We start from the raw sequence: 23,565 nt of genomic DNA on the forward strand, positions 1-23,565 counted from the left end.
GAGCACCCCGACAGCTCCGGGGGACCCGCCCACGAGCACCCGGGCGGTGCCGGGGCCCGGTCATGAGCGTTCCGGAAGCAGCCCGTCGCCCTTGCGCAGCTCGCCGATCACACCGAACACCGCGGCGCACAGCGGCACCGCGAGCAGCATGCCCAGCAGGCCCGCGACGCTCGCCCCCGCGGTCAGCGCGACCATGATCGTGGCGGGGTGCATCTGGACGGTGCGGCTCTGGATCGCGGGCTGCAGCACGTGCCCCTCGAGGACCTGGACGGCGACCACGACGCCCAGCACCCAGAGCGCGATCACGAAGCCCCGGTCCGCGAGGGCGACCAGTACGGCGACGGCCCCGGAGATGAAGGCCCCGAGATACGGGATGTAGGCGCCGACGAAGACGAGTGCCCCCAGCCCCACGGCGCCCGGCACCCGAAGGATCAGCAGGCCGACGGTGATGCACACCGCGTCGATGAGGGCGATGAACGTGGTGCCGCGCATGAAGCCCTCGACGGCCTCGAAGGCCCTGCGCCCCATGGCCTCCACGAGGTCGCCGGTGCCGCGCGGGGCGACGCTGTGGGCGAGGTGGGGGGCACGGTCGGAGTCGCGCAGGAAGAAGAACGTCAGCAGCAGGGTCAGGATGGCCGTGGTGACGAGGGAGCCGATGAGGCTGATGCCGGTGAGCAGCCCGCCCGCGGCACTCGCGCCGAACTTCCCGACGAGGCCCCTGGCGTTGTCGGCGAGATCGTCGACGTTCGCGACACCGGCGATGTCGAAGTGGTCGATGACCCACTGGGCGGCGTCCTTGAGCGAGGCCACGATCTGGGCGCCGGTGTCGACCAGCGCGGTGACCACGATGTATCCGGCGCCCCCGACCACCCCGACGAGCACCGCACAGGTGAGCCCCGCGGCCAGCGACCTGTTCACCCCGTGTGCGGTCAGCCAGCGGTGCACCGGCCCGAGCAGCGCCGTGCCGAGCAGGGCCAGGAGGACGGGAGTGACAGCGGTCTTGAGCGCGATGCTCAGCCAGACGGCCACCGCCGCGACCCCGGCGACCAGGAGCAGGACGCCGCACCAGGCGGCCGTCCGCCGCGCGCTGTCGGGCAGGAGGGGCTTCCGGGAGGACACCCTCCCACCCGATCACGGAGGGGCGGGAGCGGCCCGCCCTCACGGGCGTACGGGTGACTGGCCGTCACCCGTACCGCCGCGTGCTCCGTCACATGCCGTGGACCGCGGGCACCGTGCCGAGGCGGCCCGCCTGGAAGTCCTCGAAGGCCTGCTTGAGCTCGTCCTGGGTGTTCATCACGAACGGTCCGTAGTGCGCCATCGGCTCACGGATCGGACGCCCGCCGAGCAGCACGACCTCCAGGTCCGGGGTGTTGCCGTCCTGCGCCTCGTCGGCACGGACGGTCAGCGAGGATCCCTTGCCGAACACCGCCGTCTGCCCCATGCGGACCGGACGGCGCTCCTCGCCCACGCTCCCGCGACCGGCCATGACGTACGCGAGGCCGTTGAAGTCCTCGCGCCACGGCAGGGTCACCTCGGCGCCCGGCCGGACCGTCGCGTGGACCATGGTGATCGGGGTGTGGGTGATACCCGGGCCCTCGTGGCCGTCCAGGTCACCGGCGATGACACGCAGGAGCGCGCCGCCGTCCGGGGAGGCGAGGAGCTGGACCTGGCCACCGCGGATGTCCTGGTAGCGCGGGGCCATCATCTTGTCCGACTTGGGCAGGTTCACCCAGAGCTGGAGGCCGTGGAAGAGGCCGCCGGAGATGACGAGCGCCTCGGGCGGCGTCTCGATGTGGAGCAGGCCGCTGCCGGCCGTCATCCACTGGGTGTCGCCGTTCTCGATGGAGCCGCCACCGCCGTTGCTGTCCTGGTGGATGAAGCTTCCGTCGATGATGTAGGTGACGGTCTCGAAGCCGCGGTGCGGGTGCCAGGGGGTGCCCTTGGGCTCGCCGGCCGCGTACTCCACCTCACCCATCTGGTCCATCATGATGAACGGGTCGAGGTGCCGGTAGTTGATCCCGGCGAAGGCGCGCCGCACCGGGAACCCCTCGCCCTCGAAACCGCTGGGCGCGGTCGTGACGGTGAGCACGGGACGTGCCACGGCCTCGGCCGGGGCCGTGACCTTCGGCAGGGTCAGCGGGTTTTCGACGGTCACTGCGGGCATGGGAGCCACCTCCGGGAGTCTTCTGCCACCAAGTTAGTTGAATGGTGAACATCTTGCAAGGCGGAATCCATTCCCCCGCGTCCCCACGCACCGGAAAGGGGCCCGCACCCGGTCGGTGCGGACCCCTCTCAACGGCGGCCGGCCCGTCCGCCCGGCACCATCCGGGCGGGCGGCTCCAGCCGCGCCTGCGCCTCTAGCCGTACATACGGCGCATCGCGAAGTCGACCATCTGCTCCACCGCCTTGGCGTCGAAGACCATGCGGTGGTCACCCTCCATGTCCAGGACGAAGCCGTAGCCGGTCGGCAGCAGGTCGATCACCTCGGCCCCGGTGATCACGAAGTACTTGGACTCCTTGCCCGCGTACCGGCGGAGCTCCTTGAGCGTGGTGAACATGGGGATCACCGGCTGCTGGGTGTTGTGGAGTGCCAGGAAACCGGGATTGTCACCGCGCGGGCAGTAGACCTTCGACGTCGCGAAGATCTGCTGGAAGTCCTCAGCGGACAGCGACCCGGTCGTGAAGGCCCGTACCGCGTCGGCCAGGGACGGCGGCGAGGGTTCGGGATACAGCGGCTGCTCGCCGTAGCCGCCACCCATCTGCTGCTGTGCGCCCTGGTTCTGGTCGTAGCCATACATGCCACAAAGAGTAATCGGACACATCTGAGCCTTGAGGGGTTGCGTCTTATTACTGACGGGTAGCATCATCGGAGGAGTCAGCTGACACACCTCGGCCGGCCCGTCGCCCGTTCCTCACCCCTCCACGGGGCGCTGCGCGCCACTGCTATTGATTACGGAGCCTTCCCATGGGGCACTACAAGTCGAATCTCCGCGACATCGAGTTCAACCTCTTCGAGGTCCTCGGGCGCGACAAGCTGTACGGCACCGGACCGTTCGCGGAGATGGACGTCGACACCGCGAAGACCATCCTGGACGAGACCACCCGCCTCGCGGAGAACGAGCTCGCCGAGTCGTACGCCGACGCCGACCGCAACCCGCCGGTCTTCGACCCCGAGACCAACACCGCGCCGGTCCCGGACTCCTTCAAGAAGTCATACAAGGCGTTCATGGACTCCGAGTACTGGCGCCTGGGACTCCCCGAGGAGATCGGCGGCACCACCTCGCCCCGCTCCCTGATCTGGGGCTACGCGGAGACGCTGCTCGGTGCCAACCCGGCGGTCTGGATGTACTCCTCCGGCCCGGCCTTCGCCGGAATCCTCTTCGACGAGGGCAACGAGGCGCAGAAGAAGATCGCCGAGATCGCCGTCGAGAAGCAGTGGGGCTCGACGATGGTGCTGACCGAGCCGGACGCCGGTTCGGACGTGGGCGCCGGCCGCACGAAGGCGGTCGAGCAGGAGGACGGCTCCTGGCACATCGAGGGTGTGAAGCGCTTCATCACCTCGGGCGAGCACGACATGTCCGAGAACATCATCCACTACGTGCTGGCGCGCCCCGAGGGCGCGGGCCCGGGCACCAAGGGCCTCTCCCTCTTCATGGTCCCGAAGTTCCACTTCGACTGGACCACCGGCGAGCTCGCCGAGCGCAACGGCGTGTACGCGACGAACGTCGAGCACAAGATGGGCCTCAAGGCGTCCAACACCTGCGAGATGACCTTCGGCGACCAGCACCCCGCCAAGGGCTGGCTCATCGGTGACAAGCACGACGGCATCCGTCAGATGTTCCGCATCATCGAGTTCGCCCGCATGATGGTCGGCACGAAGGCCATCGCCACCCTGTCGACGGGCTACCTCAACGCGCTGGAGTACGCCAAGGAGCGCGTGCAGGGCACCGACCTGTCGCAGTTCATGGACAAGACGGCGCCCAAGGTCACCATCACGCACCACCCCGACGTGCGCCGGTCCCTGATGACGCAGAAGGCGTACGCGGAGGGCATGCGCTCCCTCGTGCTGTACACCGCCTCCGTCCAGGACGAGATCCAGGTGAAGGAGGCCGCGGGCGAGGACGCCAAGGCGCTGATCGGCCTCAACGACCTGCTGCTGCCGATCGTGAAGGGCTACGGCTCCGAGAAGTCCTACGAGCAGCTCGCGCAGTCGCTCCAGACCTTCGGCGGCTCCGGGTACCTCCAGGAGTACCCGATCGAGCAGTACATCCGTGACGCCAAGATCGACACCCTGTACGAGGGCACGACGGCGATCCAGGGCCAGGACTTCTTCTTCCGGAAGATCGTCCGTGACCAGGGCGCCTCGCTGAACACCCTGTCCGAGGAGATCAAGAAGTTCCTCGCCGGCGCCCAGGGCGACGAGGAGCTGTCGGGCGCCCTGGACAACCTCGCCAAGGCCGCCGTGGACCTGGAGGCGATCGTCGGGACGATGATCACCGACCTCACCGCGACCGGCGAGGACGTCAAGAACATCTACAAGGTCGGCCTCAACACCACCCGCCTGCTCATGGCCTCCGGCGACGTGGTCGTCGGTTACCTGCTGCTCAAGGGTGCGGCCGTGGCGGCCGAGAAGCTGCCGACCGCCTCCGCGAAGGACGTCGCCTTCTACCGGGGCAAGATCGCCGCTGCGAAGTTCTTCGCCGCGAACATCCTGCCGGGCGTCTCGGCCGAGCGCGCGCTCGCCGAGACCGTGGACAACTCGCTGATGGAGCTGGACGAGGCCGCGTTCTAGTCTTTTCCACGCTCTGCGCACAGCGATGGATACGGCCCGTCCCCTGCCGGGGGCGGGCCGTATCCATGACCGCGGGCGGGCCCCGGGGCGGATGCGGTCATGGATGTGAAACCGGCGGGCGCAGCCGGGAGCGGGCTGAGCGGCCGTGCTGCCCGCGGACCGCACCGCGGGCGCGGAACGGCGCCGAACCGCGCGCGGAAACCCGGGCCCGGCGGGTACCGGCGATGCTTTCCGGACGAGGGCCGCGGGTGACGGCTGTCCGCCGTGAACCCCCCGGGGCAGCCGTCGTTACAGTGAAGAACATGAGCTCTCCCCTCCGCTTCGACCGCGGGCACACCGACGACCTGATGGCCTTCCTCATGGCCGGCCCCACCCCGTACCACGCCGTGGCCACCGCTGCCGCGCGGCTGGAGAAGGCCGGTTTCCGGCAGGTCGAGGAGACGGCGGCGTGGGACGCCACCACGGGTGGGAAGTACGTGCTGCGCGGCGGCGCGATCGTCGCCTGGTACGTGCCGGAGGGTGCCGCGGCGCACACCCCGTTCAGGATCGCCGGAGCGCACACCGACTCCCCCAACCTCCGGGTCAAGCCGCAGCCCGACACGGGTTCGCACGGCTGGCGCCAGGTCGCCGTCGAGATCTACGGCGGGACGCTCCTCAACACCTGGCTCGACCGGGACCTCGGTCTGGCCGGGCGGATCTCGCTCCGCGACGGGACCCACCGTCTGGTGAACATCGACCGGCCGCTGCTGCGCGTACCGCAGCTGGCCGTGCACCTGGACCGCTCCGCCAACACCGAGGGCCTCAAGCTCGACCGCCAGAAGCACATGCAACCGGTCTGGGGGCTCGGTGAGGTCCGCGAGGGCGACCTCATCCGCTTCGTGGCCGAGGAGGCGGGCGTCGACCCGGCGGACGTGACCGGCTGGGACCTGATGCCGCACCCCGTCGAGCCGCCCGCCTACCTGGGCCGCGACCGTGAGCTGCTGGCCGGGCCGCGCATGGACAACCTGATCTCCGTGCACGCCGGGACGGCGGCACTGGCCGCCGTGGCCGGCCTGCCGGACGACCAGATCCCCTACATCCCCGTGCTGGCCGCCTTCGACCACGAGGAGAACGGCTCGCAGTCCGACACCGGCGCGGACGGCCCGCTGCTCGGCGGCGTCCTGGAGCGCTCCGTGTTCGCCCGCGGCGGCTCGTACGAGGACCGGGCCCGGGCGTTCGCCGGGACCGTCTGCCTCTCCTCCGACACCGGCCACGCGGTCCACCCCAACTACGGCGAGCGCCACGACCCGACGCACCACCCCGTGGCCAACGGCGGGCCGATCCTCAAGATCAACGTCAATATGCGGTACGCGACCGACGGCAGCGGGCGGGCCGTGTTCGCCGCGGCCTGCGAGAAGGCGGGAGTGCCCTGGCAGACCTTCGTCTCCAACAACTCGATGCCCTGCGGCACCACGATCGGCCCGATCACCGCCGCCCGGCACGGCATCCAGACCGTCGACATCGGCGTGGCGATCCTGTCGATGCACAGTGCCCGTGAGCTGTGCGGCGCGGACGACCCGTATCTGCTGGCCGGGGCGCTCGCGACGTTCCTCGCCGGCTGATCCTCCGCTTCCCCAACGGGCCACCGGGACATGGTTGTTGCCGGGCCGGGTACGCGACCCGTACACCGGCCCGGATGCACCGGGCGGTCGAGGAGGCGGAATTCATGGGACTCGGAGGATGCATTCTCCTGATCGGTGCCGGGGCGATTCTCGCTTTCGCCACCGACTGGAAGCTCGACACCGTCAACGTCGACATGGTCGGCTGGATCATGATGCTGGTCGGTCTCGTCGGGGTCTTCGTCTACGTGAGCATCGCGCGTCGGCGCCGCATGGTCGTGCCGCCCACCACCACGGTCGTCGCGGAGGACGAGCGCCGCTACCAGTGACCTGAGGAACGCGGGCGGGCCGCTCCCGCCGACCCGGCACGATCCTTCGTCGGCTCGGCGGTGCCCCGATATTCTGGGACCCGATCCGGGCCCCCACCCCGGGTGCATCCCGCCCGGAAGGAAAGCACCACGTGGAGTTCCGGCTGCTCGGCACGGTTTCCGTCGAGACGCTCACCGGACCGCTGCCGCTCGGGCCCGCCAAGCGGCGCAGCCTGCTGGCCGCTCTGCTGCTGTCCGCCAACACCCCGGTCCCGGTCTCCAGGCTGACGGACTCCCTGTGGGACGACATGCCCCCGCTGCACGCCCGCAGCGTCATCCAGGGGCACGTCTCACGCCTGCGCGCCCTCCTGGTGGGCGCGGACGCGGCGGCGTACGGGGTGGAGCTCGTCACCCTCGGCGACGCGTACCTGCTCCGGGTGCCGGAGACCCTGCTGGACTCCCAGCGGTTCGAGGAGCTGCTGATGCTGGCACGGCAGCAGCGCAGCCCCGCCGACTCCGTGCTGATGCTCACGGAGGCGCTGTCGCTCTGGCAGGGCCCGGCGCTCAGCGGTGCCTTCACCGGGCCGCCGCTCCAGGCGGCCGCGCACACGCTGGAGGAGTCACGGCTGGCGACGGTCGAGCAACTGGCCCTCGCCTGGACGGCGATGGGCGAACACCATCGCGCCGCGTCCGTGCTGCGGGCGGAGGCGGCCGGGCATCCGATGCGCGAGTCGCTGGCGGCGGCCCTGATAAGGGCGCTGTACCGGGCCGGGCGCCAGTCGGAGGCACTGGACTGGTTCCACCGCACGAGGCGGCTGCTCGCGGACGAGCTCGGCATCGACCCGGGCCGTGAACTCGCCGACGCCTACGCGCTGATCCTTCGGGGCGACCCCGAGCCCGCAGCCCACCGGAACGGGACGGACGCGGCACTGCCGGCCGGGGGTCCTGGCACGGCACCGCACGATCCGTCCCCCGGCTCCGCGGGCGGGGACGGTACCGTGCCCGCGGCCCGTCGGTCCGGGGAGGGCTCCGGGCCACCGGTCGCCGGCGGCACCCCGCACCACGACCTCCCGGTGGCGCCCCCGGGCGGCCCCCATCCCGCCGATCTGCTGCCCCGCGCGCCCCGCGGCTTCCACGGCCGGGCGGCCGAACTGGCCGCGCTCACCCGGGCGGCGGCGGGCCAGGCACCCGTCTGCCTGGTCACCGGGCCGGCCGGTGTCGGCAAGACGGCGCTGGCCCTCCAGTGGGCCCATCACAGCTCCGCCTTCCCGGACGGGCGGCTCTTCGCCGACCTGCGCGGCTTCAGCGAGACCGGCGAGACCCCGCTGACCGACGTCCTGCGCGAGTTCCTGCTGGCGCTCGGTGTCGCACCGCGCCGCGTTCCCGAGTCCGTCCCCGCCGCGGCCGCGCTCTTCCGCTCCCTGACCGACCGGCGCCGGCTGCTCGTGGTCCTCGACAACGCCCGCGACTCCGCGACGGTCCGGCAACTGCTCCCGGGCGGCACCGACTGCGTCACCCTGGTCACCAGCCGGCACCGGATGGAAGGGCTCATCGCCTCGGACGCGGCCCGTCCCGTCCCCCTCGACACGCTCGAACCCCACGACGGCACGGCGCTGCTCGCCGGAGTGCTCGGCGAGGAACGGGTCCTCGCCGAGCCGGTGGCCGCGCACCGGCTCGCCGAGCTCTGCGGCGGCCTGCCGCTCGCCCTGCGCGTGACGGCGGCCCGGCTGGCCGGGCGACCGCACCGGACCCTCGCCGGGCTCGCCGCCGAACTGGCCGACGAACGCAGCCGGCTGACGTATCTCGACGTGGACGACCTCGGCGTCTCCGCGGCGCTGCGGCTGACCGTGCAGCAGCTGCCGCCGGACGCCGTGCACCAGTTGGGCCGGCTGGGCCACCACCCCGGCAGCCACTTCGACCCGTACACGGCCGCCGCTCTCGCCGGGACGGACCCGGTGTCCGCCGCGGCGGCGCTGGAACGGCTCGGCGCCGCCCACCTCGTGACCGAGACGGCGCCCGGGCGCTGGGTGCTGCACGACCTGGTGCGCCTCTACGCGCGCGGGCTCGACCCCGCCTCCGGGTCCGAAGCCCTCGTCAGGGTCCTCGACCACTACATCGCCACGGCCCTCGCCGCGGCCGACACCGCCGAGCCCGGCGGTGAGCCCTGCTTCGTCCTGCCGGACAACTTCCACCGCCCCACCGCGGTCCGGGACTTCACCGACCGGGCGGTGGCGATGCGCTGGCTCGCAGCCGAACGCGACGACCTGGCCCTGGCCGCCGTCGCGGCCCGGTCCGCAGGGCTCCACGACCGGGCCTGGCGGATCATCCTGCTGCAGTGGCCGCAGGTCGTGTGGCGGGTCCGGGACAGCTGGGCCCCCCTGCTGGAACTGGCCCTGGACTCCGCCCGCGCCCAGCGGGACGCGTACGCGGAGTCGAGGGTGCGAAACCTGCTGGGGTGGGTGCTGACGGAGGAGGGCAGGACGGCCGAGGCCATCGCCCTGCTGGAGCGTTCGCCCGGCCTCGCCAGGGAGGCGGGCGACCGACTGGGCGAGGCGACGGCACTGATCAACCTCGCGGTCGTCCAGGCCGAGCAGGGCGATCTCGCGACGGCGCTGGAGGGCTGCTCCCGCGCCGTCCGGCTGGCGCGCGAGGAGGAGGACCGGCACACCGAGATGCTCGGCCTGCAGCACCTCGCCCGGATGCGGCTCACCGCGGGCCTGCCCGAGGACGCGCTCGAAGCCGCCCGGACCGCACTCGACCTGGGCCCCGAGCACGAGGAGGCGGCACGCCGGAGCCTGCTGCTGGCCATCAGCGGCGAGGCCCGTCTGGCGCTCGGCGGGCGGGACGAGGGAATCCTGCTGCTGGACCGGGCGGCGACCGAAGCGGAACGCACGGGTTATGAGGAAGGTGCGGTGAAGGCCCTGGCGGCCCTGTTGCGCGTGACCGGGGGCGCGGAGTACCGGAAGCGGTACGAGCAGGCGCTCCAGCGGCTCGCGGACGAGGGCTGACGCCCACCCGGAGCCTCACCGACGGACGTCAGCAGGACGTCAGCGGGACAGCAGCGGGACGTGAGGGGCGGGGGCCAGACTCATGGATGTCAGCAGATCGGAGGCGCTCCGCCCGGACCAGGCGGGCGCCTCGCTCCGCGCCACCACCACACCCACGGGGGAATCTCCATGCGTACGTTCCGCAACCGCACCACCGTCCTCGGCGCCGTGTCCACGGCGGTGCTCGCCCTGGCCCTCACCGCCTGCGGTGACGACGGCACCGGCACGAAGTCCGCCGGCCCGGCGGACGCTGCCGCGCCGGCCGCAGCCTCCTCGACGGCGGCGACCGCGCGGGACACCGGCGCGGCGAAGGACAGCGGCACCGCCCGGGCCGCCGGTGCGTCGGACGGGGCGGGCGGCACGCAGACCTCCGCCACGAAGGACACCGGCGGCTCCTCGTCGTCCGCTCCCGCCTGCACCACCAAGGGCCTGCAGATCGGCGCGGCGCTCCAGGACGGCCCGCCCTACACGCACATCGTCCTGACGGCGAAGAACACCTCGGGCCACAGCTGCCGGCTGGACGGCTTCCCGGAGATCCGCTTCCTGGAGAACGCCCGGGGGACCGTCCCGGCCGTGGACAGGAGCAAGCCCGCCGCCCCGGTCGTGCTCGAGGCCGGTGCGCCCGCGTACGCGCTGGTGAAGCTGTCGGACGGCGGGATGGACGAGGACGTGCAGACCGTGGAGGACTTCTCCGTCACGCTTCCGGGCAACGGCGGCATGGCCATCGTGAAGGCCCCCGGCGCCGAGGGCCTCGCCGTCGATCCGGCCGCGTGGGCGACCGGCTACTGGACGTACGAGCTGCGCAACGGCGCCGACGACTTCTGAGCCGTCAGGCCCGCTCGTCCATCCCGGCCAGTACCAGCGGGAGCCTGGAGACCCCGTCGGCGGTGACGCGGACGGGAACCCCCCAGTCCTGCTGGTGCACGTGGCAGGCCGGGTACTCGTTCGCCGGGTCGTCGTCGCAGGAGGCCGCCATCGCGGACACGTGCAGGACGCCCTCGGTGAAGCCCTCCGCCAGGCGGAGGTCGCGGCCCAGGTCCGTGCCCTGCCCCGATCCCCCGGCCAGCAGTTCCGGCGGGGTCGAGGAGACCAGCAGACGGGTCGAGGGGCCGTACCGGGTGTCCAGCTTCTGGCCCGCGGGGGCCTGGAAGACCACGTCGAGGCGGAGCGTCCCGGCGACCTCCGTGGCTGCTCGCTGGGTGCGGTGGGCCCGGTCGGCGACCCGTACGGCCTCCTCGGGGAGCCGCAGCCGGGTCAGCCGGTGCCGTGCGGACTCGACGACGACCAGGTCGCCGTCGACGAGCACGGCGCCGCTCGGTTCCCGCAGGTCCGTGGCCAGCGTGGTGACCTCGCCGCTCTCCGGGTCGTAGCGCCGCAGCGCGTGGTTGTACGTGTCGCTGACGGCCACGGAGCCGTCGGGCAGGGCTGTGACGCCCAGCGGGTGCTGCAGGAGTGCCTGCTCCGCGGGGCCGTCCCGGTGCCCGAAGTCGAAGAGTCCGGTACCGACGGCGGTGTGGACGGTGCCCTCCAGGTCCACGTACCGCAGTGCGGAGGTCTCCGAGTCGGCGACCCAGAGCCGGTCACCGGCCGCCGCGAGGCCGGACGGCTGCGCGAACCACGCCTCGGCGCCGGGCCCGTCGACCAGCCCCTCGTTGGTCGTGCCCGCGGCGACCCGCACGGTGCCCGTGGCGGGGTCGTAGGTCCACAGCTGGTGCACCCCGGCCATGGCGATCCACAGCCGCTCGTCGAACCAGGCGATGTCCCACGGCGAGGAGAGGTCGACCTCCGTGGCCGGGCCGCTGGTGGCGGAACCCTGCCACCACTGACGGCCCGTGCCGGCGAGCGTTGTGGTCAGGCCCGTGGCGGGGTCGAGGGCCCTGATCGCGTGGTTGACCGTGTCCGCGACGGCGATCCGCCCGTCGGGCAGGAGCGCGAGGCCCTGCGGCTCGCTGAACTCGGCCTCGGAGGGGCCGCCGTCCGTGAAACCGCGCGTACCGGAACCGAAGTGCCTGCGCACGGTCTCGCCGTCCGCGTCCAGCTCGACCAGCCGGTGCCGGGTCGTGTCGGAGACCAGGAAGCCGCCGTCGGCGAGGGCGAGCGCCTTGCCGGGGAACCGCAGATGCGTGGCGACCGGCTCGGGAGCGACGTAGGGGCCGTCGCCGCGGCGCAGGGTGCCCTTGGCGGCGTGCTCGTCCTCCAGCTCCTGGACGAGCTTCTCGATGGCGTGCGCGTGGCCCTCGCCCGCGTGCTGGGCGACGACGTAGCCCTCCGGGTCGACGACGACGAGCGTCGGCCACGCGCGCACGGCGTACTGCTTCCAGGTGGCGAGCTCGGGGTCGTCGAGGACGGGGTGGTGCACCGCGTAGCGCTCGACGGCGTCGACGACCGCCTGGTGCTCCGCCTCGTGGACGAACTTCGGAGAGTGGACACCGATGATCACCACGGTGTCGCGGTGCTTCTCCTCCAGCTCGCGCAGCTCATCGAGGACATGCAGACAGTTCACGCAGCAGAACGTCCAGAAGTCCAGGATCACGATGCGTCCTCGCAGATCAGCGAGGGTGTACTGCTGGTCGCCTGTATTGAGCCAGCCGCCCTTGCCGATCAGTTCGGGGGCGCGGACGCGTGCACGTGCTGTCATGCCACCAGTCAACATCACCGCGGCCTGCGCGCATTCCGGCGGGGCGTCGGGGAACCTGTGATCCATGAGACTTCTCGTGCGTGAGCGCCTGTTCGCCATCGGCGACGACTACTGGATCGAGGACGCGGACGGACACAAGGTCTTCCTCGTCGACGGCAAGGCGATGCGGCTCCGCGACACGTTCGAACTGAAGGACGCCGACGGCAGGGTGCTGGTGGACATCCGCCAGAAGCTGATCAGCCTGCGCGACACGATGATCGTCGAGCGCGACGGCGAGGAGCTCGCCAAGGTCAAGCGGAAGCGGCTCTCACTGCTCCGCAACCACTACCGCGTGACCCTGGTGGACGGCACCGAGCTCGATGTCAGCGGCAAGATCCTGGACCGTGAGTTCGCGATCGACTACGACGGCGAACTGCTCGCGCAGATCTCCCGGCGATGGCTGACCGTCCGGGACACCTACGGCATCGACATCGTCCGGGAGGACGCCGACGTGCCACTGCTCGTCGCGGTCGCGGTGTGCGTGATCGTCCTCGCCGACAAGGAGAAGGACGACGGAGGGGACTGAGCCCCGTCGGGCTCCCTGTTTCACGTGAAACAGGCTCAGCGCGGCGGGGCGAGCCCCAGTCGGCGGTCCTTGAGGGCGGGGAACTGCTCACGGGTGGTGACGGTCCTCGCCGGGTCGAACTCCACGCTGAGGACCTCCTCGCCCGCCCCCGCCTCCGCGAGCACCTCGCCCCACGGGTCGACGACGATGCTGTGCCCGGCCTGATCGACCCCGGCGTGCGTTCCCGCAGTACCGACGGCCAGGACGTACGCCTGGTTCTCGACGGCGCGGGCCTGCGCCAGCAGCGTCCAGTGCGAGCGGCGGCGCTCCGGCCAGCCCGCCGCGACGACCAGCGTCTCGGCCCCCGCGTCGACGAGCCCGCGGAACATCTCGGGGAAGCGCAGGTCGTAGCAGGTGGCGAGGCCCAGGGTGGTCTGCGGCAGGGCGACGGTGACGAGCTCCGCACCGGCGCCCATCATCACCGCCTCGCCCTTGTCGAAGCCGAAGCGGTGGATCTTGCGGTACGCGGCGGCCCGCTCGCCCTCGGGCGTGAAGACGAGTGAGGTGTTGTAGAGGGTGCCGTCCTCGGCGCGCTCCACGAAGGACCCCGCGTGCAGCCAGACGCCGGCCTCGGCCGCGGCCTCGGCCATCACCTCGTGCGTGGGGCCCCGCAGCGGTTCGGCCTCCTCGTCGAACACGGTGTAGGCGAAGGCGCCGACCGGCCAGAGTTCGGGAAGGACGACCAGGTCCGCACCACGCTGCGCGACCACCAGTGAGGCCGCGCGCTCCCTGCGGGAATTGGTGGTTTCGTCCGGATTTACTGCGATCTGGATGAGGGAGGCGAGCACACTACCACCGTCCTGGCATGAGAGACGTCAACACGGGCCTACGATCGTCACACGAAAGCACTGCCGGGGTGCCTGCCCGCAGCGTAACTTAGCGAGCGAACCTCCCACGCAGCCCGCAGACAGCGCCGTCAGTGCCGGCCAGCCCGCCGGCACTCCCTGCTCTCCAGCCCATGCACCGCAGAACCGCACGAGGGGTCCCGTGACCGTCCATCCCAGCCTCCAGACCTACGCCGATGCCTGGACCCACTCCGTCGAGTCGATAGCCGAGCTGGTCAAGCCGCTCGCCGAGGGGGAGTGGAACCGCCGTACGCCCTGCCCGGGCTGGTCGGTGCGCGACATCGTCTCGCACGTCATCGGCATGGAGTGCGAACAGCTCGGCGATCCGCGCCCGATCCACACACTTCCGCGCGACCTCTACCACGTGCAGAACGACCACCAGCGCTACATGGAGATGCAGGTGGACGTGCGGCGTCACCACACGGCGCCGGAGATGACCTCGGAACTCGAGTACACCCTCATCCGGCGCATGCGCCAGCTGCGCAACGAGTCGCGCGCCCCCGAGACCATGGTCCGGGCACCGCTGGGCGCCGAACAGACGCTGGAACTGGCGCTGCACATGCGGGCCTTCGACACCTGGGTGCACGAGCAGGACCTGCGGGCGACGCTGGGTCAGCCGGGCAACCTGGACTCCCCCGGCGCCCTGATCGCCCGCGACACGCTGCTCGCCGCGCTGCCGAAGGTGGTCGCCAAGGACGCGGGCGCGCCGCCCAATTCAGCCGTGGTCCTCGATGTGCACGGCCCCGTGGAATTCCTGCGCACGGTGCGCGTGGACGGCGACGGGCGCGGTTCGGTCGACGGTGCGCCGTCACTCGGCCCCGCGGTGACACTGGCGATGGACTGGGAGACGTACTACCGCCTGGCCTGCGGCCGGGTGCGTCCGCACGCGGTGGAGGACCGGATCAAGGTCGACGGCGACCAGGATCTGGCGGCGACGATCCTGCAGCACTTCGCCGTGACGCCGTAGCGGGACGTTCGGCGGCGCCCGTCCGTACGCGGACCGGGGCGGGCGCGCCGCCGGGCACGGTCATACCGGGACGTGCACGGCCTCCACCCGGCTGACGACATGGTGGTCGCGTTCCCGGTGCCGGGCGCCGGCGTGCAGCCGAAGGATCTGCACGACCCCGAACGCCTCCAGCACGAAGACCGAGGCGAACGCGATGCGGTAGTTGTCGCCCGTCGCGTCCAGCAGGACACCGACCGCGAACAGCGTGGTCATCGAGGCGACGAAGCCGCCCATGTTGACGATCCCCGACGCAGTCCCCTGACGCTCCGGCGGGTTGGCGGGCCGCGCGAAGTCGAAACCGATCATCGACGCGGGTCCGCAGGAGCCGAGCACCACGCACAGGGTGATCAGCAACCACATCGGAGCGTGGTCGCCGGGGTGGAGGATCGTGGCGGCCCAGAGCAGCGCGGTCACCGCGACGGTGCCCAGCGCCAGCGGAGTGCGCGCCGCGTGATGCCGGGCGATGACCTGCCCGTAGACGAGACCCACCGCCATGTTGGAGAGCACCACCAGCGTGAGCAGCTCACCGGCGGTGCCCCTGCTCAGCCCCTGGGCCTCGACCAGGAAGGGCATGCCCCACAGCAGCAGGAAGACCATGGCGGGGAACTGCGTGGTGAAGTGCACCCACATACCGAGCCGGGTGCCCGGCTCCCGCCACGCGGCGGCCAGCTGCTTGCGCACGTAGGCGGAACCGGCGTGCTCGGACGGCGGCGGCTCGTGGCCCTCGGGGTGGTCCTTCAGGAAGAGCAGCAGCAGCACCAGCACCACGACGCCCGCCACCGCGCTGCCCGCGAAGGTGGTGGTCCAGCCGAATCCGTGCAGCGCGCGGGCGATGAAGAGGGTCGAGACGAGGTTGCCCGCCATGCCGAAGAGCGCGGCGACCTGCCCGATCAGCGGCCCGCGCCGGGCCGGGAACCAGCGGGCGCCGAGCCTCAGCACACTGATGAACGTCATCGCGTCACCGCAGCCGAGAAGGGCGCGGGAGGCGAGGGCCATGCCGTACGAGGGGGAGAGGGCGAAGCCCAGCTGTCCCAGCGTGAACAGCACCACCCCGATGGTGAGGACCTTCTTGGTCCCGAGCCGGTCGACCATCAGGCCGACGGGTATCTGCATGCCCGCGTAGACGAGCAGTTGGAGGATGGAGAACGTCGACAGGGCCGAGGCGTTCACGTCGAACCGGTCGGCGGCGTCGAGGCCGGCGACGCCCAGGCTCGTCCGGAAGATGATGGCGACGAAGTAGACGGCGACCCCGATGCCCCAGATCCAGGCGGCACGCCGGCCACCGGGCGGGTCTCCGGGCAGGGAGAGGGTGGGGGCTGCGGACGTCACCGGTCCTCACCCCGGACGAGCACCTTGACCCGGCTGACGTGGCGCCGCACGACCTGCGCGGCGCCTTCGGCGTCGCCGGCCCTGATGGCGTCCAGCAGCTCACCGTGCTCGGTGATGTTGGCGGCGATCCTGCCGGGGTGTGCCTCCATCACGGCGACACCCATCCGCAACTGCCGGTCGCGGAGCTGGTCGTAGAGGCGGGAGAGGATCTCGTTGCCCGCGTGCTTCACGATCTCGGCGTGGAAGCAGCGGTCCTTGACGGCCACGGCGGCCAGGTCACCGGCCTCCGCGAGCTGCCGCTGTTCCTCCAGGAGCTGCTCCAGACGGGCGATCAGCTGCGCCGAGGCGGGAACGGCCTTGCGCGCGGCGAACTCCTCGACGAGCAACCGGGTCTCCACGACATCGGCGATCTCCTGCGCGGAGACGGCGAGGACCAGGGCACCCTTCTTCGGGTAGAGCCTGATCAGCCCCTCGACCTCCAGCCGCAGCAGCGCCTCCCGCACCGGCGTGCGGGACACCCCGACGGCTTCCGCCAGGTCGCCCTCGGTGAGGAGCGTGCCCCCCTCGTAGCGGCGGTCGAGGACCGCCTCCTTGATGTGGGTGTAGACGCGTTCGGCAGCGGGGGGCTGCTTGGCGGAGGTCTTCACCGGTTCGACGGGAGCAGGGGGCGCGGCAGGCATGCACACAGCATAGATACAACATGAACGCATGACAGAACGTTCCACGATGCGGACTCACCGCACACGGCACGCCTCGATTCCGGGCCCCTGCGCGACCGGACGCGCGCCGGTCCGGCTCCTCCCGGGCCGGACCTCCCGCACCCCGGGCCCCGCGGCCCGCGGTATCGAATTCCACCTGTACGTCCCCCGATCCTCCCCACCCGGGCACGTGCTCCCGAAATCACCCCGGCAGCAGCACATCCATTCGGTGGCCTCATGAGTCTCACCACCGAGCGGCACCCTCATGTGGCCGCATTCCAGGGGTATTTGGAGCGTTTGACTTGAAAACCGGTCTTAAGGGCATAAACCGCGCAACCGTTGCCGCCACTGTGGCTCTCACCGCGGGTGCCGTCCTCGCGGGCAGCGCGTTCGCCTCGACAGCTCAGGCAGCGACACCGCCGACTCCCACGATCACCGCCAAGGGCGGCTTCGTGATGAACAACGGCACCGCGAAGACGCTGTACAGCAAAGCAGCGGACACCCGCCGCTCGACCGGCTCCACCACCAAGATAATGACGGCCAAGGTGGTGCTGGCCCAGAAGAACCTGAATCTGGACTCCAAGGTCACCGTCCAGAAGGCGTACAGCGACTACATCGTCGCCAACACCGCTTCCTCCGCGCGGCTGATCGTCGGCGACAAGGTCACGGTCCGCCAGCTCCTGTACGGGCTGATGCTGCCGTCCGGCTGCGACGCCGCCTACGCGCTGGCCGACAAGTTCGGCTCCGGCACGACCCGGGCGGCCCGGGTGAAGTCGTTCATCGGCAAGATGAACGCCAGCGCGAAGAGCCTCGGTCTGAAGAACACGCACTTCGACTCGTTCGACGGCATCAGCAGCGGCTCGAACTACTCGACGCCCCGCGACCTGACGAAGATCGCCAGCAGCGCGATGAAGAGCTCCACGTTCCGCGCGATCGTGAAGACGAAGTCGACGAAGCAGAAGGTCACGACGAAGAGCGGTGGCTACCGCTACATGTCGTGGTCCAACACCAACGCCCTGCTCGGCACCTACAGCGGAGCGATCGGTGTGAAGACGGGCTCGGGCCCGACGGCCAAGTACTGCCTGGTCTTCGCCGCGACCCGCAGCGGCAAGACGGTCATCGGCACGGTCCTCACCTCGACCTCGTCGACGACCCGTACCTCGGACGCGAAGAAGCTCATGGACTACGGCTTCAAGAAGTAGTCGCGGACACCCGCGCCCGGATACGCCAAGGAGGGGCCTGCCGCATCGTGCGGCAGGCCCCTCCTTCGTGTGCGGCGGGCGCGGGGGCCCTCGTCCGGATCATGCCGGGCCGGCGTGGCCCGGCACCCCGATCCGGACGGCAGGCCCTCAGGCCCAGGTGATCAGCCGCTTCGGCTGCTCCAGGATCGCGGCGACGTCCGCGAGCACCTTGGAGCCGAGCTCGCCGTCGACCAGCCGGTGGTCGAACGACAGGGCGAGCGTGGTCACCTGGCGGGGCTTCACCTTGCCCTTGTGGACCCAAGGCTGGAGCTTGATCGCCCCGACCGCGAGGATCGCGGACTCGCCCGGGTTGAGGATCGGCGTGCCCGTGTCGACGCCGAAGACGCCGACGTTCGTGATGGTCACCGTGCCGCCCGCCATGGCCGCGGGGGACGTCTTGCCCTCGCGCGCGGTGGAGACCAGCTCACCCAGTGACGCGGCCAGCTGGGGCAGGGTCTTGTCGTGCGCGTCCTTGATGTTCGGGACGATCAGACCGCGCGGGGTGGCCGCAGCGATACCCAGGTTGACGTAGTGCTTCTGCACGATCTCCTGGGCGGCCTCGTCCCAGGCCGCGTTGACCTCGGGGTTGCGCCGGATCGCGACCAGGAGCGCCTTGGCGATGATCAGGAGCGGGTTGACCCGCACCCCCGCCATGTCCTTGTCCTCCTTGAGCTCCGCCACCAGCTTCATCGTGCGCGTCACGTCGACGGTCACGAACTCGGTGACGTGCGGCGCGGTGAAGGCGCTGCCGACCATGGCCTGCGCGATGGCCTTGCGCACGCCCTTGACCGGGATGCGCGTCTCCCGGGCGCCGACGGCCGCCGCGGGTGCGGCCGGAGCCTGGACGGCCACGGCGGGTGCCGACGGTGCGGGGACCTCGGCGGCGGCCGGAACTGCGGCCGCGTGGACGTCCTCGCGGGTGATGATGCCGCCCTCGCCGGTCGGGGTGACCGTCGCGAGGTCGATCCCCAGGTCCTTCGCGAGCTTGCGCACCGGCGGCTTGGCGAGCGGCCGGCTCTCCGGGACCACCGCGCCGTGGCCGTTGATCTCTGCCTGGATCGCGGCGGCGGCCGGACCAGGGACCTCGACGCCCTTGCGGGCCCGGCGCTTGGTGGAGCTCTCGGACACGCCGTAGCCGACCAGCACCGGCTTACGGGCCTTGGGTGCCTCGGGCTCCGCCTCCGTCACGGGCTGCTGGACGGCCGCCGGTGCCCTCTCCGCGGCGGGGGCGTCACCGCTGCCGGGCGCCACGTCCACCGCGATGATCACCTCGCCGACGTCGACGGTCGTGCCCTCGGGGAAGCGCAGCTCGTGCACCACCCCGTCGAACGGGATCGGCAGCTCGACCGCGGCCTTGGCCGTCTCGACCTCGCACACGACCTGGCCGTCGGTGACGGTGTCGCCGGGCTGGACGAACCACTTGAGGATCTCGGCCTCGGTCAGTCCTTCGCCCACATCGGGCATCTTGAACTCGCGGAAGCGAGCGGACGTTTCGGTCATCGTCGTCACGTGCCCTCTCCTCAGTACGCCAGCGAGCGGTCGACGGCGTCGAGCACCCGGTCGAGACCCGGCAGGTACTCGTCCTCGAGCCGGGCCGGCGGGTACGGAACGTGGTAGCCGCCGACCCTCAGCACCGGTGCTTCCAGGTGGTAGAAGCACCGCTCGGTGATCCTGGCGGCGATCTCGGCCCCGGATCCGTAGAACACCGGCGCCTCGTGGACCACCACGAGCCGGCCGGTCTTCTCCACGGACGTCTGTACGGCGTCGAAGTCGATCGGGGACATCGACCGCAGGTCCAGGACCTCCAGCGACTTGCCCTCCTCCTGCGCGGCCGCGGCCGCCTCCAGGCAGACCTTCACCATCGGGCCGTACGCGGCCAGCGTGAGGTCGGAGCCCTCGCGGGCCACGGCTGCCTTGTGCAGGGGCCCGGGGATGGACTCGGTGTCGAGCTCCCCCTTGTCCCAGTAGCGCCGCTTCGGCTCGAAGAAGATGATCGGGTCGTCGCTCTGCACGGCCTGCTGCATCATCCAGTAGGCATCACTCGCGTTCGAGGGCGAGACGACCTTGAGGCCCGCCACATGCGCGAACAGGGCCTCGGGCGACTCGCTGTGGTGCTCGACGGCTCCGATGCCGCCGCCGTACGGGATGCGGACGACGACCGGCAGCTTGATCTTGCCGAGCGAGCGGGCGTGCATCTTGGCGAGCTGCGTGACGATCTGGTCGTACGCGGGGAAGACGAAGCCGTCGAACTGGATCTCGACCACCGGCCGGTAGCCGCGCAGGGCCAGTCCGATCGCCGTACCGACGATGCCGGACTCGGCGAGCGGGGTGTCGATGACCCGGTCCTCGCCGAAGTCCTTCTGCAGCCCGTCCGTGATCCGGAAGACCCCGCCGAGCTTCCCCACGTCCTCACCCATGATGAGGACCTTGGGGTCGGTCTCGAGTGCCTTGCGCAACGACTCGTTGAGCGCCTTCGCGAGGGACATCTTTTCCATGGCCACGGCTAGTTGCCCTCCTCGGCGAACGATGCCTGGTAGGCGGCGAACTGGGCGCGCTCCTCGTCGACGAGCGGGCTGCCGTCGGCGTAGGCGTGGTCGAAGATCGCCAGCCGGTCCGGGTCGGGCATGGCCCGCACCACTTCGCGGACCCGCTTGCCGAGGGTCTCGCTCTCCTCCTCCAGCGCGGTGAAGAACGCCGCGTCGGCGAGGCCCTGCTTCTCCAGGTACGCACGCAGCCGCAGGATCGGGTCCTTCGCCTCCCATGCCGCACGCTCCTCGTCCGCCCGGTACTTGGTCGGGTCGTCGGAGGTGGTGTGGGCACCCATGCGGTAGGTGAACGCCTCGACGAGGGTCGGCCCCTCGCCCCGGCGGGCACGCTCCAGCGCCGACCTGGTGACGGCCAGGCACGCCAGTACGTCGTTGCCGTCGACCCGGACACCAGGGAAGCCGAAGCCCTGTGCGCGCTGGTAGAGCGGCACTCGCATCTGCTTCTCGGTCGGCTCGGAGATGGCCCACTGGTTGTTCTGGCAGAAGAACACGACGGGCGCGTTGTAGACGGCGGAGAAGGTGAAGGCCTCCGCGACGTCGCCCTGGCTGGAGGCTCCGTCACCGAAGTACGCGATCACGGCCGAGTCCGCACCGTCCTTGGCGACGCCCATGGCGTAGCCGGTGGCGTGCAGGGTCTGCGAGCCGATGACGATCGTGTACAGGTGGAAGTTGTTCGTGGTGGGGTCCCAGCCGCCGTGGTTCACACCGCGGAACATCCCGAGCAGATTGGTCGGGTCCACTCCCCGGCACCAGGCCACTCCGTGCTCCCGGTAGGTCGGGAAGACGTAGTCGTCGTCGCGCAGCGCCCGCCCGGAGCCGATCTGCGCGGCCTCCTGGCCCAGCAGCGAGGCCCACAGGCCCAGCTCGCCCTGGCGCTGGAGCGCGGTGGCCTCGGCGTCGAAGCGGCGGGTCAGAACCATGTCCCGGTAGAGACCCCGCAGCTCGTCGCCGCTCAGGTCGATCGCGTAGTCCGGGTGCTCGACGCGCTCGCCCTCCGGCGTCAGCAGCTGGACCAGCTGGGGCTCGGAACTCTGTGGCGTCTTCGCGGCGCTGGTCCGCTTGCTGCTGCGTCGCGGTTTGCGCGCGGCAGTGCTCTCCACGGTCACGTGCGTGCTCCTCCGTCGGTCCGGCCCCCGGGATGGCCGGGAACCAGTGCGGCTCGCCTGTGTCCGGACCCGTGCACGGGGTGGGTGCCGCTCGGCCGGGAACAGGCGTGACAGGTGCCCCGGCGAGCGCCCTGTCATAGGCACGTTACCCAGTGCATCGCATAACTGCGAAACACCTTGTGACCTGCGATTTTGCTTGGATTTCCAAGTAAATCGCAAAAATCTCGCAGTCCTGCTGGTCACAGCACTGGCAACAGCCTTGCAGGCCGCCGGAACAACGGCACGTTATCCCGGGTCGCAGCGCCAGGGAAGGGCATACAGGAAAGGAGTGTGTGAGACTGCGATGGTGCGCGAAGAAGGAAAAATCACCGTATTCCTGGTCGACGACCACGAAGTCGTCCGGCGCGGGGTACACGAGCTGCTCTCCGTCGAGGAGGACATCGTGGTCGTCGGCGAGGCCGGGACGGCCGCGGACGCGCTCGTGCGCATCCCGGCGACACGGCCGGATGTCGCCGTTCTCGACGTACGGCTGCCCGACGGGAGCGGCGTGGAGGTCTGCCGCGAGGTCCGCTCGAAGGACGAGAGCATCAAATGCCTGATGCTCACCTCGTACGCGGATGACGAGGCCCTCTTCGACGCCATCATGGCGGGCGCGTCCGGATACGTGCTCAAGGCGATCCGCGGCAACGAACTGCTGAATGCCGTTCGGGACGTGGCGGCCGGAAAATCCCTGCTGGACCCGGTGGCCACCGCCCGGGTGCTGGAACGGCTGCGTGAGGGGAAGGGCGGAAAGGGCGACGACCGGCTCGCCGGCCTGACCGACCAGGAGCGCAGGATCCTCGACCTGATCGGCGAGGGCCTGACGAACCGGGTGATCGGCGAGCGACTGCACCTCGCCGAGAAGACCATCAAGAACTACGTCTCCAGCCTGCTCGCCAAGCTCGGCATGGAGCGGCGCTCGCAGGCGGCGGCGTACGTGGCCCGGCTCCAGGCCGAGAAGCGCTGAGCGACACGGCGTCGCCAGTTCCGGGACGGGAGGCGGCGGACCGCTGGTCCGGACCGTCTGCGGACATGATGGCGCGGTCCCGGCTCGGACTCGAGCTCGGCTCCGGCCCGGGCGGCTCCGGCCCGGACTCGGCTCCGGCTCGGCTTCGGGCTCGGACTCGGCTCTGGCCCGGACTCCGCCCGGATCCCGGTTCGGGCTCCGGCGTCGGAAGGGCCGGCCGCCCACCCCGCCCCGGCCAACAGCCGCCCGCCCCGCCCCGTCGGAAAGCCACGGGCGGGACCTTGGTCCCTGCGCATGCGGGGCGGCGGACTCTTACCCCGCCCCTACAGGTGCCGGACAGTGGAGCGCATGCCCTTTCCCCGCCCCTCCGACGAACTCCGCGCCATCGAACTCCTCGGCCGCGTCCGTTACGGCCGACTGGCCACGAGCATGCGGGCCCTGCCCTTCCTGGCGGTGGCCCGTCACCTGGTGATCGAGGGCCGGGTCGTCCTGCGGATGCACCGGGGGCTCGGCTGTCACGAGTCCTGCGACGGCAGCGTCATCGCCTACGGGGCGGACAACTTCAACTCCCCCGCGGTCCCCGCGTCCGCCGACGAGGACCTCTGGTCGGTGCAGTTCACCGGCCCCGCCGAGATCGTGGACCCCGACGCCGGCCAGCGGAAACTCTTCGGCGCCGGCCCGTCGGAAGTGAACGGCGAACCCTTCGATCCGGTGTATCTCCGACTCGATCCCCACGTGGTTCACATGCACACATTGAGCTTCAACGCAAGTCAGTAAAACCAGCCACGCAGCGTCACCTAA

The 23,565-nt window shown here is 70.9% G+C and carries 20 protein-coding genes; 10 read left to right on the forward strand and 10 right to left on the reverse strand.

What is annotated here, in order from left to right:
- Window positions 1–60: 60 nt before the first annotated feature.
- The 3 genes from OG927_RS15860 to OG927_RS15870 all read right to left on the reverse strand — a co-directional run bounded on the left by OG927_RS15860 (window position 61) and on the right by OG927_RS15870 (window position 2,798).
- The gene (locus tag OG927_RS15860) at window positions 61–1,119 is read right to left on the reverse strand and encodes an AI-2E family transporter (protein WP_209470189.1); all 1,059 of its coding nucleotides are present in this window, start codon (window positions 1,117–1,119) and stop codon (window positions 61–63) included.
- Window positions 1,120–1,207: 88 nt separating this feature from the next.
- Complete coding sequence (locus OG927_RS15865; protein ID WP_056793232.1) at window positions 1,208–2,164, reverse strand: pirin family protein; 957 nt, start codon at window positions 2,162–2,164, stop codon at window positions 1,208–1,210.
- A gap of 193 nt (window positions 2,165–2,357) precedes the next feature.
- Entirely contained in the window at window positions 2,358–2,798 is a 441-nt protein-coding gene (locus OG927_RS15870; RefSeq protein ID WP_056793231.1) for an SseB family protein, read from the reverse strand.
- A 167-nt stretch (window positions 2,799–2,965) separates the two neighbouring features.
- On the opposite strand from OG927_RS15870, the gene OG927_RS15875 reads away from it, so the two are divergent.
- The 5 genes from OG927_RS15875 to OG927_RS15895 all read left to right on the forward strand — a co-directional run bounded on the left by OG927_RS15875 (window position 2,966) and on the right by OG927_RS15895 (window position 10,570).
- Window positions 2,966–4,792 (forward strand): acyl-CoA dehydrogenase, encoded by a 1,827-nt coding sequence (locus tag OG927_RS15875; RefSeq protein ID WP_056793230.1) that lies wholly within the window; start codon window positions 2,966–2,968, stop codon window positions 4,790–4,792.
- A gap of 302 nt (window positions 4,793–5,094) precedes the next feature.
- Window positions 5,095–6,393 (forward strand): M18 family aminopeptidase, encoded by a 1,299-nt coding sequence (locus tag OG927_RS15880; protein ID WP_056793229.1) that lies wholly within the window; start codon window positions 5,095–5,097, stop codon window positions 6,391–6,393.
- Window positions 6,394–6,497: 104 nt separating this feature from the next.
- The gene (locus tag OG927_RS15885; protein ID WP_056793586.1) at window positions 6,498–6,719 is read left to right on the forward strand and encodes a DUF6458 family protein; all 222 of its coding nucleotides are present in this window, start codon (window positions 6,498–6,500) and stop codon (window positions 6,717–6,719) included.
- A 131-nt stretch (window positions 6,720–6,850) separates the two neighbouring features.
- Window positions 6,851–9,706, forward strand: coding sequence for an AfsR/SARP family transcriptional regulator (locus OG927_RS15890; protein WP_330320347.1), 2,856 nt, complete (start codon window positions 6,851–6,853; stop codon window positions 9,704–9,706).
- A gap of 168 nt (window positions 9,707–9,874) precedes the next feature.
- Complete coding sequence (locus tag OG927_RS15895; RefSeq protein WP_330320348.1) at window positions 9,875–10,570, forward strand: DUF4232 domain-containing protein; 696 nt, start codon at window positions 9,875–9,877, stop codon at window positions 10,568–10,570.
- Window positions 10,571–10,574: 4 nt separating this feature from the next.
- On the opposite strand, the gene OG927_RS15900 is transcribed toward OG927_RS15895, so the two are convergent.
- On the reverse strand, window positions 10,575–12,383 hold the full coding sequence (locus tag OG927_RS15900; protein ID WP_124281896.1) for an NHL domain-containing thioredoxin family protein: 1,809 nt from the start codon (window positions 12,381–12,383) through the stop codon (window positions 10,575–10,577).
- Window positions 12,384–12,447: 64 nt separating this feature from the next.
- Here OG927_RS15900 and OG927_RS15905 point away from each other — a divergent pair, with 64 nt between their 5' ends.
- The gene (locus OG927_RS15905; protein WP_330320349.1) at window positions 12,448–12,948 is read left to right on the forward strand and encodes an LURP-one-related/scramblase family protein; all 501 of its coding nucleotides are present in this window, start codon (window positions 12,448–12,450) and stop codon (window positions 12,946–12,948) included.
- 35 nt (window positions 12,949–12,983) lie between these two features.
- Here the strand turns inward: OG927_RS15905 and OG927_RS15910 are convergent, their stop codons facing one another.
- Window positions 12,984–13,775 (reverse strand): carbon-nitrogen family hydrolase, encoded by a 792-nt coding sequence (locus tag OG927_RS15910; protein ID WP_330320350.1) that lies wholly within the window; start codon window positions 13,773–13,775, stop codon window positions 12,984–12,986.
- 199 nt (window positions 13,776–13,974) lie between these two features.
- Here OG927_RS15910 and OG927_RS15915 point away from each other — a divergent pair, with 199 nt between their 5' ends.
- Window positions 13,975–14,799 (forward strand): maleylpyruvate isomerase family mycothiol-dependent enzyme, encoded by an 825-nt coding sequence (locus OG927_RS15915; RefSeq protein WP_056793223.1) that lies wholly within the window; start codon window positions 13,975–13,977, stop codon window positions 14,797–14,799.
- A 60-nt stretch (window positions 14,800–14,859) separates the two neighbouring features.
- On the opposite strand, the gene OG927_RS15920 is transcribed toward OG927_RS15915, so the two are convergent.
- Both OG927_RS15920 and OG927_RS15925 read right to left on the reverse strand, forming a co-directional pair.
- Complete coding sequence (locus OG927_RS15920) at window positions 14,860–16,167, reverse strand: MFS transporter (RefSeq protein ID WP_056793222.1); 1,308 nt, start codon at window positions 16,165–16,167, stop codon at window positions 14,860–14,862.
- On the reverse strand, window positions 16,164–16,847 hold the full coding sequence (locus tag OG927_RS15925) for a GntR family transcriptional regulator (protein WP_056793585.1): 684 nt from the start codon (window positions 16,845–16,847) through the stop codon (window positions 16,164–16,166). Before OG927_RS15925 ends, OG927_RS15920 begins: the two co-directional genes overlap by 4 nt.
- Before the next feature lie 320 nt (window positions 16,848–17,167).
- On the opposite strand from OG927_RS15925, the gene OG927_RS15930 reads away from it, so the two are divergent.
- Window positions 17,168–18,067, forward strand: coding sequence for a D-alanyl-D-alanine carboxypeptidase family protein (locus tag OG927_RS15930; RefSeq protein ID WP_079099590.1), 900 nt, complete (start codon window positions 17,168–17,170; stop codon window positions 18,065–18,067).
- Between the two features lie 147 nt (window positions 18,068–18,214).
- Here the strand turns inward: OG927_RS15930 and OG927_RS15935 are convergent, their stop codons facing one another.
- Genes OG927_RS15935 through pdhA form a run of 3 tightly spaced genes read right to left on the reverse strand, consistent with a single transcriptional unit; the run spans window position 18,215 to window position 21,758 of the window.
- Window positions 18,215–19,615, reverse strand: coding sequence for a dihydrolipoamide acetyltransferase family protein (locus OG927_RS15935; protein ID WP_056793220.1), 1,401 nt, complete (start codon window positions 19,613–19,615; stop codon window positions 18,215–18,217).
- Window positions 19,616–19,626: 11 nt separating this feature from the next.
- The gene (locus tag OG927_RS15940) at window positions 19,627–20,607 is read right to left on the reverse strand and encodes an alpha-ketoacid dehydrogenase subunit beta (protein ID WP_274922874.1); all 981 of its coding nucleotides are present in this window, start codon (window positions 20,605–20,607) and stop codon (window positions 19,627–19,629) included.
- A gap of 2 nt (window positions 20,608–20,609) precedes the next feature.
- Window positions 20,610–21,758 carry a pyruvate dehydrogenase (acetyl-transferring) E1 component subunit alpha gene (pdhA, locus tag OG927_RS15945; protein WP_056793219.1) on the reverse strand — a complete coding sequence of 383 codons (1,149 nt, stop codon included), beginning with the start codon at window positions 21,756–21,758 and terminating at the stop codon, window positions 20,610–20,612.
- 346 nt (window positions 21,759–22,104) lie between these two features.
- Here pdhA and OG927_RS15950 point away from each other — a divergent pair, with 346 nt between their 5' ends.
- Window positions 22,105–22,764 carry a response regulator gene (locus OG927_RS15950; protein WP_056793583.1) on the forward strand — a complete coding sequence of 220 codons (660 nt, stop codon included), beginning with the start codon at window positions 22,105–22,107 and terminating at the stop codon, window positions 22,762–22,764.
- A gap of 348 nt (window positions 22,765–23,112) precedes the next feature.
- Window positions 23,113–23,541, forward strand: a complete 429-nt coding sequence (locus OG927_RS15955; RefSeq protein ID WP_330320351.1) for a pyridoxamine 5'-phosphate oxidase family protein — start codon at window positions 23,113–23,115, stop codon at window positions 23,539–23,541.
- Window positions 23,542–23,565: the final 24 nt, after the last annotated feature.

Source organism: Streptomyces clavifer (genome assembly GCF_036345975.1).
Taxonomy (GTDB): Bacteria; Actinomycetota; Actinomycetes; order Streptomycetales; family Streptomycetaceae; genus Streptomyces; species Streptomyces clavifer.